General features: G+C 65.7%; 8 protein-coding genes, 1 tRNA gene and 2 pseudogenes. 3 read left to right on the top strand and 8 right to left on the bottom strand.

Annotated features, from left to right (window positions below; translation table 11 throughout):
- Positions 1 to 92: 92 nt before the first annotated feature.
- A pseudogene (istA, locus tag UAA55_RS14200) lies at positions 93 to 1,367 on the bottom strand (IS21 family transposase); the annotation flags it as partial.
- A 136-nt stretch (positions 1,368 to 1,503) separates the two neighbouring features.
- On the opposite strand from istA, the gene UAA55_RS14195 reads away from it, so the two are divergent.
- On the top strand, positions 1,504 to 1,734 hold the full coding sequence (locus UAA55_RS14195; protein ID WP_322953514.1) for a hypothetical protein: 231 nt from the start codon (positions 1,504 to 1,506) through the stop codon (positions 1,732 to 1,734).
- 1,408 nt (positions 1,735 to 3,142) lie between these two features.
- A complete protein-coding gene (locus UAA55_RS14190; protein WP_322953513.1) occupies positions 3,143 to 3,283 on the top strand; it encodes a hypothetical protein in 141 nt (46 codons plus the stop codon).
- An 860-nt stretch (positions 3,284 to 4,143) separates the two neighbouring features.
- Here UAA55_RS14190 and UAA55_RS14185 read toward each other — a convergent pair.
- The 4 genes and pseudogenes from UAA55_RS14185 to UAA55_RS14175 all read right to left on the bottom strand — a co-directional run bounded on the left by UAA55_RS14185 (position 4,144) and on the right by UAA55_RS14175 (position 7,611).
- Positions 4,144 to 5,601 (bottom strand): site-specific integrase, encoded by a 1,458-nt coding sequence (locus UAA55_RS14185; RefSeq protein ID WP_322953512.1) that lies wholly within the window; start codon positions 5,599 to 5,601, stop codon positions 4,144 to 4,146.
- A 15-nt stretch (positions 5,602 to 5,616) separates the two neighbouring features.
- A pseudogene (locus UAA55_RS31320) lies at positions 5,617 to 5,799 on the bottom strand (DUF6538 domain-containing protein); the annotation flags it as partial.
- A gap of 92 nt (positions 5,800 to 5,891) precedes the next feature.
- Positions 5,892 to 5,967 (bottom strand) — tRNA-Glu (locus tag UAA55_RS14180).
- Positions 5,968 to 6,099: 132 nt separating this feature from the next.
- Positions 6,100 to 7,611 carry a hypothetical protein gene (locus UAA55_RS14175; RefSeq protein ID WP_322953511.1) on the bottom strand — a complete coding sequence of 504 codons (1,512 nt, stop codon included), beginning with the start codon at positions 7,609 to 7,611 and terminating at the stop codon, positions 6,100 to 6,102.
- Between the two features lie 177 nt (positions 7,612 to 7,788).
- Between UAA55_RS14175 and UAA55_RS14170 the strand changes: the two genes are divergently transcribed.
- Positions 7,789 to 8,055, top strand: coding sequence for a hypothetical protein (locus tag UAA55_RS14170; RefSeq protein ID WP_322953510.1), 267 nt, complete (start codon positions 7,789 to 7,791; stop codon positions 8,053 to 8,055).
- Positions 8,056 to 8,228: 173 nt separating this feature from the next.
- On the opposite strand, the gene recJ is transcribed toward UAA55_RS14170, so the two are convergent.
- The 3 genes from recJ to UAA55_RS14155 all read right to left on the bottom strand — a co-directional run bounded on the left by recJ (position 8,229) and on the right by UAA55_RS14155 (position 12,473).
- The gene (recJ, locus tag UAA55_RS14165; RefSeq protein WP_322953509.1) at positions 8,229 to 10,091 is read right to left on the bottom strand and encodes a single-stranded-DNA-specific exonuclease RecJ; all 1,863 of its coding nucleotides are present in this window, start codon (positions 10,089 to 10,091) and stop codon (positions 8,229 to 8,231) included.
- The gene (gene glpX / locus UAA55_RS14160; RefSeq protein WP_322954465.1) at positions 10,081 to 11,052 is read right to left on the bottom strand and encodes a class II fructose-bisphosphatase; all 972 of its coding nucleotides are present in this window, start codon (positions 11,050 to 11,052) and stop codon (positions 10,081 to 10,083) included. Before glpX ends, recJ begins: the two co-directional genes overlap by 11 nt.
- Positions 11,053 to 11,177: 125 nt before the next feature.
- Entirely contained in the window at positions 11,178 to 12,473 is a 1,296-nt protein-coding gene (locus UAA55_RS14155) for a homoserine dehydrogenase (protein WP_322953508.1), read from the bottom strand.
- Between the last annotated feature and the right edge of the window lie 19 nt (positions 12,474 to 12,492).

The following is a 12,492-nucleotide window of genomic DNA, read 5'->3' as shown; positions in this document are numbered from 1 at the left end:
CGTAGGTATCGTGGCAAGTTGCTACAGCGCTTATATATTCTAACAAGGTCACTGCCGATCTGGGCGGCATCTTCGGGCCCACCAGATGGCGCCGGATGCTGTCGACGGTGGCGGTCGATGGCGTCGTAAATCGCCAGGTCGCGCGGCGTGACGATCTCGCCGGGCCGCCGTAATGGTGGCGCCTGAGGAACACTTTGCCGGGGTGTCGTGCTGTTGACAGGTGGCGGCAGGACACGATGCCCGGCGATCAGGTGTCGGCGCCCACGCCCTTCCAGCACAGGGGGGACGGCGATCCGGCGGCCTTCCTCCAGGATGTGGACCTGGTCGGCGGTGAGGTGCACTTCGACGGCGCGGCGCCGGGTGCTGTCGGGGACGGAATAGAGGTTGCCGCCGACGGACACCATGCCGTCCTTGGTGATGCGGCGTTCCAGGGACAGCACGGTGGCATAGGGGATTGCGGGGACGGGCTTGAGGTGGGGCCGTTCATCGGCGTAGTGCTCGACGACGATGCGCTGGGTGGTGGCGTGGCGGCGGATATTGGCGACCTGGTCCAGCCATAGGCGCAGTTGGCCGTTGAGGTCATCGAGGTTGCGGAAGGTACGTCCCAGGAAGAAGTCCTGGCGGATGTAGCGGAAGGGCCGCTCGACCTTGCCCTTGGTCTTGGCGCGATAGGGTTTGCAGGCCTTGGGCAGGAAGCCGTAATGGGTGGCTAGGTCCAGCAGGCGGGCGTTGTAGGCGATGCCGCCATCGGCGCCGTCATCCTCCACCGCTTCGCCCAGCACGGCGGTCTTCATGCGGTCGTAGAGGATGCGGGCGGGTACGCCGCCCAGAGCCTCGAAGGCGGCGATATGGCACCTCAGCACGGTGGCCAGGTCCTGGCGGGCGACGAAGCGCGCCCACAGCATGCGGCTGTGGCCCAGCACCAGGGAGAACAGCCACACCACCCGTTCCACGCCGGGCTCATCGGTGAAGCTGGTCTTGAAGTGGGCGAAGGCCACCTGGGCCTGATGCCCCGGCGGCGTCTCGAACCGCTGCTCAAAGCCCTTGGCCGCTGCCGGTCGCACGGTGCGCAGGTAATCCTTCACCGCCGTATAGCCGCCGGGATAGCCCAAGGCCTGGATCTCCCGCAGCAGACGGCGGGCGCTCAGCCCGGGCACCGCGATCACCCGCTGGCGCAGGTAGGCTTCATAGGGCCCAACCACCGTGGGCTTGGGCGGCCGGAGGGTATAGCGGGGCGGCTCCAGCCCCTGGGCGATGTAGCGACGGACGGTCTTGCGGTCCAGGCCGGTCTGCCGGGCGATGGCGGAGATGGTTAGCCCTTCACGGGCGAGTTCCAGGATCATGACGAGTTCCCCAAGTGTGACCACCAGTCCCCTCCCTCGCTCCTGCGAGGACAGTCTGGGTGACCAAGCGGCCGCGAGGTCCCGGGGGCATGCCCCCCGGGACCTCGCCGGTCAGCGAAACTGGGGAAAATTCAGGCGCCACTTCGACGCGCCCGCCGCCGTGGACGCCATCCGCCCCGGCGCCTGGGCCGGCCTGCCCTATGTCTCCCACGTGCTGGCGGAGCAGCTGGTGCGCCGCTGCGACCCGGCGCAGCTGACCGACGCCCTGCGCCAACTGGTGGAGCGGCGGCGCGACCTGGACTTCCCCTGGTACCCCGCCCGCGTCGTCGGGCCAGACGGCCCTGGTGGACCTGGCGGGCCTGCGCGACGCCATCGCAGATCAGGGCGGTGACCTGACCAAGGTCAACCCGGTAGTACCCACGCAGCTGATCGTGGACCATTCCCTGGCCGTGGAATACGGCAGCCATGATCCCCAGGCGTTCGAGAAGAATTGCGGCGCGGAGTACACCGCTTGTCGGCCACTGCGGCGCACGTCTAGCGGGCTGCTACGCCCTAGATGGGCGGCGAGCCGGCTCTTGCCCGACACCAAGATCTGGCTACGGGGCGTAATGGAGAGCCATCGCTAGCTCACAGTACGCTCGTATTATCGCCAGCCAATATCTGACCAAACCCCTTTGGTGGCTGCCTAGGCTAGCTGGATGCCGGTTCTATCAGGGCAGTTTGAGGGCTTCAATGCGGGCACCAGCCGAGTCCTGTTTCAGCGCTTTTGAACACGGTAGTGGGAGTCGCTCGCCGACCGGCAGAGGCGGGGGTCCGTTACCCGGATCAGGATGATCCACTTCGACCGATCGAGTGATCCACCGACGCCAGATAAAGAGTGCCAATGTCGACGTGTTCGTGGACCGGGCCGATCTCGATAGAACCAGTCCAGAAAAGTGGGAACCGGGAGGCTCTATGTACGTAAGTGTGAAATTTGGACTCTGTCGGAAGGCGAACCGTAGGAAATTTCCTAGCTTTCGAGGCGGGATTTCACAAAAGTTCACTTTTTCTTTGTGCATCAATTAGTTGCATATAAAATTTGTTGCAGATCTCGTGCGCAACCAAATGAGGTCGAATTCCCATCCTATCTTGGCTCCGCGCTTCGTTCATGGCGCCCCTAATTCTGATTAACGATTCTGTTAATCTGCCAACATGGGGGTCGGCACGCAACCTATTGATATTAATGTGCTTTATTGACAACCAGCAAATCGGAGATCCTTTCTTTCCAGAGGGAAAGGGGGGAGTGTGTGAAATCCGCTGTCCATCCCCCGCTTAACAGAACTGTTAAGCTGCGTCGGCGCAGGTCGGCGTATAACGTATTGACTTCTATGGAAATCTGGACATCTCCAACGTCAAAGCCGGCTTTGGAAAAGTTGCAACCTACCCAAAGCGCTCTTTTTAGTTGATATCAACCGTGCCAGTCGGCCTCAGTCCCTATCGCGACCACCCCTTCCCCGACCCCCTGACATATACGACCGCCTCTGACGGGCAGCACCGTCGAGACAATTCATCAATCAACCACTCCGCAAAGTCCCGCTCAGTCCACCCACGCTGTTGGCTCCCTGTTTATGCGTGGGATCACCCGGAACACCGCCATGACCCGACAGAACGAGATAGTACATTTGTACTTTTTATGCGGAATGCAGTGTCGCTAGAAACCATTGACCTGCGTCCGCCTCGTCCTTCGGCTTTGGCCAGCGCGTGCCTGTTGGCAAGCATCCGCCCGGCGACGCCCAGCATGGCCGAATGTGGATTTTTGATTGAAGCTGGGCGGATATCTGGCTGAAGTCGGTCAGCACTCCGATCTGAAGCTGGCCAAGCGGCAGGCAGCATTCTGCGTTTTCCCTTCGGTCCGCAACTTGGGCATTGGGCATCTCGTGGTCATCGACGAGGCCCCCTGATGCTGGCGAATAGAGAGCTGATGAAGCGGCAGAGACTGCAGGTCTGACCTGGCTGACCCCACCGACAACACGCTGGAGGCCCTGCTATTCGCCAGGCCGGCGTTCAACAAGGATCCCCCCACGCAGCGGAACCAAATTGGCCGGCGCTGGCCCACGAGTTGAAGTGGCCGGGCGTCACACTGGCGGTGTTATGGAAGACGCACCCGGAATATTCTGGCCGCACCCGGTTCTGCAGCTCATTCCGCACGTTCGAGCGGCGCCTGTCGGACTATGCCCTCCGCTGACAGGCTGAACTGGGAAATGAATGAGCTTGACGATGCGTTCGGCCCGGACGTCGCCCCCATGGTCAACACCCTGGAAGAGGTCCGGTAGTTAATGATGGAGAACCAGTGATCACTCCGTTTCCTCGCCACATCCGTCCGTGGGGCGGCAATCACATCGCCCACGGCAAGGCGACGGAACACAGGCGGGATCATCCCTTCACCTGTCCGGCGTGTGGTGCCTCGATGTGTTCAAAGTACCGGAGCGTCCATACGGGCACGCTCCTCCTTGCGACGGACGTCGTGGCCTTGTACCTCCATGCCTACATTTCGAGGCTGGCTGCTGGCGCTGGAGCCGCGGCGATCTTCCTGGCGTGGCCTTTGGCAGTGCTGAAACCAGGAAACAGCTCATGGGTCTCGCCCCCGGTCGGCCTGGTTCGGCCGCCGGTTGGCGAGTGGAGGCGACAAGTCTGCAACAGCCAAGGCCGTGCCCCTCGCATTAGGCGCTGGGCACTCCTGTGGCTTCTTTCGGTCAAAAATCCACCTCAGCGCCCACGAGGCTGGGCGCCCTTATGCGATATCCCTCCAAGCCTGCAGGCGTCATGCCTGATGGATGAATAGGTGCTCCAGGTTCACCGGCAGCTTAACCCTTTCAATCACCTGGGCGGCCTCGGCGGCGGCGAGTTCTCGACCGTAGCCGGCGCCGACCGAATCCCCTTCATGCCCGAAGACCTTGTCGATCAATTCCGCGTGTAAGCCTGCTGTCCGCAGCGCTTGGCGGAACGAATGCCTCAGCGAATAAGTCACGAGGTTGGGCGCCTTGAGCCCAATGTTCAGCAGGTAGCGATTCGTCCACTTGGACCAATCGTCGTAGGCGTTCGGCCCCTGTACCATGCCCAGACCCAGGCGGCGCCGGCCATCCGCCCATCGCCGCAGGCCCATCTGCCAGAGCGCCGGCAACACGGGCACGAGGCGCGGACCTGCGGCGGTTTTGCCGGCGTGCATGAAATCGAAACACTCGACCGATCCAACCGTCACGAACTCGGCCGGCAGGTTCGCGACCTCCTCGACGCGGGCCCCTGTCAGGGCAGCGATCGTAAAAAACCAAAAGGGTTCATCCCGGTCGCGCATCTCTCCCGGCGTAGAGCGCTTGGACTGGTTTTTGAACCCGACGAACAGCGGACTGCCGAAGAGCTTGGCCAATTCCTCGTCATTGAAAGCCCGGCGCTTCTCCCGCCCCATCCTTTCATCGCGGGTCTCCGCCCTGGGCTGGACACCGGCAGCCGGGTTTCCGGTCGTCAAAAGCCCGGCGGAGACTGTCCAGTCCAGGTAGCCGCGGATGTGGCCCAATAACTTTATGATATTGTCGCGCGACATGGCGGTTCGCCCCGCCCGATTGATAGGACGGTCTCGGAGATGGTCACAGAAGGCCTTGATATCGGCCTTTGTAATTCCGCCCAGCTTCTTTCCCGGGAATAGATCGTTGAATTCACGAAACGCCTGCCTGTAACTGGCGAGCGACCCTTCGCCGAGGCCCGGCTTGTCGCGGTAGAATCCCTCCGTGAAGGCATCCCAGGGCATGTTCTCAGCCGGCGACGGTGCCGTGGCCGTTGGTGGAAGTGATGGTGGTGCCGGTCCCATCATGCGTAGCTGGGCCACCCCAGCCATGATTTCACGCAGCAAGGCCTTGGTCTCAGCCTGCTCGGCCAAGTCTCGCTTCTGTACAGACAGCTCCCGCGCCTTGCCGGACAGATCCAGGGCCATCTTATGAACGCGATGCAGCAGGTCCTGGCCCGCTTCCAGGCGCTGACGGTTCTCAACGATATTTGCCAGGCGCCGCGTCTCCATCGCCTGTCGGTCAGCTTGAACCTCAAGCCGCTCCGCCTCGAGTTCATCGCGCTCGGCCTGCAAGTCCATGCGGTCGAGCGCAGCCACCAGTTGGGCGCAGACCCGTGCCCGCTCCTGTTCCGGCAGGCCGTCGATCTGCGCATCAGTCAGGAACGGCAAATCGTCAGCCGTCACATCGTCGATCGACTTCCCCAGCAAGCTCGCGACCATGGACCGGCGCGCCTCCTTCCACTCGCTATGGGCCCGCGCCAGCAGCCCGGCCGCGGTGGGACGGGCTCGGCGAATATCCGCCGTCCGCAGGGACCGCGTGAGATGGCTCCGCCCCGTCAAGGTAGCGATATCCGAGGGCAGCCGGACGCGCAAGTAGAGCCCATTGCGGCGCTGAACGACGTATGGAATGGGGGACATTTTGACCTCCGCAGCGTGTGTCACATCCGTGTGTCACGCGATTTTTCCAGCGGAGGCTGATATGCGAGCTAAATCAGGCACTTAGCCAAATTTGGCGTCCCCTACGGGATTCGAACCCGTGTCGCCGCCGTGAAAGGGCGGTGTCCTAGGCCTCTAGACGAAGGGGACGGCGGGGTGGATACATAATGATCTGGCCCCCATAAGGCAAGCGGATAAAAAGCCCCGCCCGCCGGTTTTCGCGCATAGGGGGTCTGCCTGTTAGCGCGGCCGGGTCGGGCGGGAAAACGGGAGGACTCCTGGTCAGCGGAAACGTTCGATGGCGCGTTCCGCCTTCAGGATCAGGTCCAGCATGGGTTCGGTCTTGGGCATGGAGCGCAAGACCTTCTCCAACGCCTGCAACTGGGCGGACACGGCCTTGTTCTTGCCGCGTGCCCGCAGATATTCGAAACGGAAGGTGATGGCGGTGTGGAAGGTGGCCTCCAGGTCCGCCTCCTTGGCGCGGATGGACCGGTCGAAGCCTTCCTTTTCCGCCACCTTGCGGCAGGCGGTGAACAAGGTCGCGGCCGCCTGGGCCACCGACACCTCGTCATCCGTGGGGCTCTGGGCCATGTCCGGCACCAGCCGCACCTCCAGCTTTTCCCGTACCTCCTTCTGGGGCAGCACAAGGGCCGCATCGCGCACCGCCACGCTGGCGAACTGATCGGCCGCCTGGGTCACCTTCTGCCGGGCCTCGACCATCATGGTCTCCCACCCGGCGTTGCCGAATTCCTTCACCTCTTCCGCCATGCCCTGCACCATGGCGCCGGCGTCGGAGATGAGGCGGGCACAGGTCATCAGCCACACCCGGCGGGTCATGCCGCGGTCGCCCGCCGCCGTGCGCCCGATCTCCGCCAAGGTGCGGGTCAGGTCGCCGAACAGCTTGGCCGGAATCATCTGCAGTCCGGCATTGTCGCCGCCGGCGCGCAGCAGGTCGGCCGACAGCAGGCGCACCAGGCGCAACGATTGCCACGGCTGGGCCAGCAGGCGCAGCAGGCCGTGGAAGTAATAGTCGACCACCTCCCGGTCGGCGGCATGCAGGTGCATGTAGCCGTTCTTGGCGATGACCGTGCCCTGGGGGTTGAAGTCGTGCACCCGGCCGTCGGCCGTGCGCGGGCACACGGCACGGATCTGGTCGAACCAAGGGGTTAGCAACGGATCCAGGCCCAGAATGCGCGCGATCTCCGCCGCGTCCTCGAACGCGCGCTCGCTGCCCAGCAGCACCTCCAGTTCCCGCTTGCGCACCGCGGATTGCGCCGCCTCCGCCAGCAGGGTGGTGGTGGCCTCCGCCGCGATGCTGCGGCCGAACTGGACGACGGCGTCGATCTCATCCTGCCGTTCCGACGCCACGGCGTTGCGATACTCGGCCGTGGCCGCCGCCAGGCGCGGCCGGTAGGGGGAGCCCATGAGCAGGCGCCACCAAGGCGCCAGGCTGGAGCGGGACACCACCGCGCGCCGGATGGCGCCCACGGGAATCGAATCCACCAGGTAGGGTTCCAGGCAGACGCACATGGCGCGCTGGAAAGTGGGCACGCGCACGGGCCGCAGGCTGCGCAGCATGGGCCGCAGGCAAGTGAGGATCTGTTCGTCGGAGGCGGCACCCGTCTCCGTCGCCCGGGCCTTCTCCACGGCGGCGGCGACCCGGACCAGCGACCCTTCATCCAGGGTACGGAAGTGGGATTCCAGGCGGCTGAGGGTCGTTTCCTGCGTCCCGACATCAGCCGGTGTTTCCGGCGCGGCCGCGACCACCCGTTTCGTTCCAGGCTGTCCCGACATCAATACCCCCTCATCCCCCCCGGATATCCTTTTCGGCTGCCCGGGCGGACCCTTGGAACCTTCCTGCGTTGTAATGATCGGCCCTGCGGCTTTATGGCGGCCGGCCGCTCGAGAACAGCCCACCGCTAATAACGGCGAGATGGAACAGCCCCAGCGCCTTAAGGATCGTTTAATGCAATGCCGCTGTCAATCCAGTCCTTCCCTGAATCGGAAAATGATGAACCGGTGACAGCCCGGTTACGGCCAAGCATAAATTGGCACCAGCAGACGCCGCTACTGTCTGGAATCTCGAATACGCCAGGCAATAATTTGAAAACACCCGGTAATGAAGAAGGACCGATGGGGCTGCAATTCAAGCTGGATGGAAAGATGATTTTGGTTAAACCACCCAGCGCAACGGCAATTAGCCTCGGGCGCGCGGGCATAACGGCCGTCGGCACCTAGTGTAAATGGCGTTACGACCAGCATCATACATCCAAGCCGGGCGTGGAAAATGTGGATTGACCGCCGCCGTAGGTCTGGCAGGACCTGATGACGGTTTTCTTACTTTCGTACAATGGCCATCGGTGCAGACACAGCGCGGCTGCCCCACCCGACCGATATAAATGTCGCCGCCCTCATGATACGCCGGGCAAAGCGGCGTCGTCGATGGTCAGCTGCACGCCCTCCGCCCGGTTCCAGCGGTCGGCGCGCAGGGTGCCGGCCAGATGCATGGGGCGACCGCCGTGGTTCAGCAGCGCCGGGCCCAAATCCTCATCCATGGCGCGGAAGGCGATGGCCTTGAGGCGCGCGCCATCCGTGGAGGACAGGACACAGCGCACATGGTTGCCCCCCACCACGTCAGCCCGCACGATGCGGGCATCGGCCACCGCCAGGCGCGGTTCGGAATTGCCGGTGCCGAAGGGGCCCAGCCGGGTGATGTGGCCCAGCAGATCGGCGGAGGCGCCGCGCACCGACACCACGCCATCCAGGTGCAGGGTGGGCACCAACGGGCCCTGCCCCGCTGTCTGCTGCGCGATACGGTCGGCCAGGAAGGCGCGCAGGTCGGCCAGCCTGTCCTCCGCCACGGTGAACCCCGCCGCCATGGCGTGGCCGCCGCCGGCCATCAGCAAGCCGGCCTGGCGGGCGGCGATGACGGCCGAGCCCAAGTCTATGCCCCGGACCGAGCGGCCCGAAGCCTTGCCGATGCCACCCTCCAGCGCCACCACACAGGCCGGCACGCCATAGCGCTCCTTGAGGCGGGAAGCGACGATGCCGATGACACCGGGATGCCAGCCCGCCCCCGCGATCACCAGTGCCCCGGCGCCGGCCCCAGAAGTCAGCAAGGCGTCGGTGGCGGCTTGCGCCTCCACCATGGCGATGGCCTCTTCCAGCACCAGTGCCTCGATGGCCCGGCGCTCGGCGTTCAGGGTATGCAGCTGCGCCGCCAGCTCACGCGCCTCGACCGGGTCTTCGGTGGACAGCAGGCGGGTGCCCAGGTCGGCACGGCCCACCCGGCCGCCGGCGTTGACACGTGGCCCCAGGATGTAGCCGGCGTGGTAGGCGTCCATGCGTTCATTGATGCCGGCGACGTCGGCCAGGGCCGCCAGACCCACGTTGTTGCGGCGGCCCATGACCTTCAGGCCCTGGGCCACCAGGGCGCGGTTCAGGCCCACCAGGGGCACCACGTCGCAGACGGTGCCCAGCGCCACCAGGTCCAGCCAGCCCATCAGGTCCGGTTCCACCCGGCTGGCGTACCAGCCGGCGGCGCGCAGGACCCGGTTGACGGCCACCACTAGCAGGAAGCTGACGCCCACCGCCGCCAAGGTGCCCAGGCGGTCGGTCACGGTCTCGTCCAGGCGGTTGGGGTTGACCACCGCCCGGGCGGTGGGCAGGGCCGGCTCCGCCTTGTGGTGATCGACGACGATGACCTCCAGCCCGGCCTGCGCGGCGGCGGCCAGGGGTTCGAACGAGGTGACGCCGCAGTCGACGGTGATGACCAGGTCCACCCCGGCCTCACGCAGGCGCAGCAGCGCCGGGGCGTTGGGGCCGTAACCTTCATTGATGCGGTCGGGGATGTAGGCCTGGATGTCGGCGCCCACGGCCCGGAAGAAGCGCACCAGCAGAGCGGAGGAGGTGGCGCCGTCCACGTCGTAATCGCCGAAGACGGCCAGACGACGACCCCGCCGCACGGCATCGGCCAGATGCTCGGCCGCTGCCTGCATGTCCAGCAGGGCGTGGGGATCGGGCAGGAAGCGTTTCAGCGTGGGGCCCAGAAAATCCTCGGCCTGGTCCAGGTCGACGCCGCGCGCCGCCAGGACACGGCCCACCAGTTCCGGCAGGCCACCACGCTGGGCATGGGCCAGGGCCAGCCGCTCGTCATGCGGACGGGCGAGCCAGCGCCGACCGGTGGCCGAGCGGGCGACCCCTAAAAGGGGCCGTGGCTCACCGGCCGGGGTTTCCCCCGCCGGCGAGCCCACAAACGTAAGGTTATTCTGCATCCGGAATGAATTTGGTCTTGGTGCGGAGATTGTGATGCGCCTCGACATAGCGCACCGTGCCGCTCTTCGACCGCATGATCACCGAATGGGTGTAGGCGCCGCCCGGATAGCGGCGCACGCCGCGCAACATGGTGCCGGTGGTCACGCCGGTGGCGGCGAACATGACGTTGCCGCTGGCCAGATCCGTCAGGCCGTACTTGCGGTCCAGGTCGGTGACGCCCCAGCGCTTGGCGCGGGCGCGTTCGTCGTCATTGCGGAACAGCAGGCGGCCCTGCATCTGGCCGCCGATGCAGCGCAGGGCGGCGGCGGCCAGCACGCCTTCCGGCGCCCCGCCGGAACCGACATACAGGTCGATGCCGCTGTCGGGCTGCGCGGTGGAGATGACGCCGGAAACGTCACCATCGCCGATCAGCATGATGCGGGCGCCGGCGGCGCGCACCCGGGCGATCAGTTCGCGATGGCGGGGGCGGTCCAGGATGCAGACCACCAGTTCCGCCACGTCGGCATGCTTGGCCAGGGCCAAGTTCTTCAGGTTGGTCTCGATCTTCTCATCGATGTCGACCACGCCCTCCGGCAGGCCGCTGCCCACGGCGATCTTGTCCATGTAGACGTCGGGGGCGTTCAGGAAGCCGCCCGACTCCGCCATGGCGATGACCGCAAGGGCGTTGGGGCCACCGGTGGCGGTGATGGTGGTGCCTTCCAGCGGGTCCAGCGCGATGTCGATCTTGGGGCCGTTGCCGCTGCCCACCTTCTCACCGATGTACAGCATCGGCGCCTCGTCGCGCTCACCCTCGCCGATCACCACGGTGCCATCGATGGCCAGGCTGTTCAGGGCCTTGCGCATGGCGTCCACGGCCGCCTGGTCGGCGGCCTTCTCGTCACCGCGGCCCATCAGCAGCGAGGCGGACAAGGCGGCGGCCTCGGTCACGCGCACCGCTTCCAGGGCCAGGTTGCGGTCCATCACCAGGCTGATGTCGCCCTTCGGATCGACGGGCGCCTCGATAGCCTTGCTCATAGTCATCTTCCCCTGAGTTTGTTTGCCGTCGGACCCCTTATTATAAGGGCGGGGTCGGTGACGGTGGTGTGTCAATAATCCTCGATACGGATCATGCGCGGGGTTTCCTGAACCGCGTCCAGGCCGCCAATGACCGCCAGGGCGCGCAACATCGCCACCTCTTCCGTATCGTGGGTGGTCAGCACCACCGGAACAGCCTCACCCGGCGCCCGCCCCCGCTGCAGGAACGACTCCATGGAGACGTTCTGGTCGCGCAGGGCCGCAGCGACGTCGGCGATGACGCCCGGGCGGTCGACCACCATTAGGCGCACATAATACCGTCCGCGCCGCGCCGACAAGGGGGCAGGCGTCAGGGGTGCCAGTTGGCTGGCGGGTACGGCGAAGGTTGGGGTGCGCCGGCCGATGGCGATATCCACCAGGTCGGCGACCACGGCGGAAGCGGTAGGTCCGGCCCCGGCCCCCCGGCCCACCAGCGCCACCTTGTCGGCGAAATCGCTGTCGGCGACCACGGCGTTGAACACGCCGTCGGTGGCCGCGATGAGGGAACCCACCGGCACCATGCAGGGATTCACCCGCTGTTCGATGCCATTCTCCGTGCGGCGCGCGATGCCCAGCAGCTTGATGCGGTAGCCCAGCTGCCCGGCGTAGTCGATGTCCAGGGCGGAGATGTGACGGATGCCCTCGACATGCACATTGGCGAAGTCCACCCGCGTGCCGAAAGCGACGGAGGTGAGGATGGCCAGCTTGTGCGCCGCGTCCACGCCGTCGATGTCAAAGCTGGGGTCGGCCTCGGCATAGCCCTTGGCCTGGGCCTCGGCCAGCACGTCGCCGAAGTCGCGGCCCGTGGTCCGCATCTCCGTCAGGATGTAGTTGCAGGTGCCGTTCAGGATGCCGTGCACCTCGCGCACCTGATTGGCGGCCAGGCCTTCCCGCAGCCCCTTGATGACTGGGATGCCGCCGGCCACCGCCGCCTCGAACGCCAGGGTCAGGCCCTGGGCCTCGGCCTGGGTGGCCAGCGCCGTGCCGTGGTGGGCCAGCAGCGCCTTGTTGGCCGTGACGACGTGCTTGCCATGGGCCAGCGCCGTCTCGACGGTGCGGGCGGCGATGCCGTCCGACCCGCCGATCAGTTCCACCACCACGTCGACCTGGTCGTCCGCCGCCAGGTCGACCGCGTTGTGGTACCAGCGCACGGACGAGAGGTCGACGCCCCGGTCGCGGGCGCGGTCACGGGCGCTAACGGCCGTGACCACCAGCGGCCGGCCGCTGCGCCGGGCCAGCAGCCCGCCCTGGGTGGTGAGCACCTTCAGGACCCCGGCGCCGACGGTGCCCAGACCCGCAATGCCCACGCGCAGCGGTGCCGTACCCATGCTCTCTTCCCCCTCGACC

The organism is Nitrospirillum guanabarense (genome assembly GCF_034653355.1).
Lineage (GTDB): Bacteria > Pseudomonadota > Alphaproteobacteria > Azospirillales > Azospirillaceae > Nitrospirillum.
The sequence above is the reverse complement of the archived record's forward strand: the minus strand, read 5'-3'. Positions and strand labels throughout refer to the sequence as shown.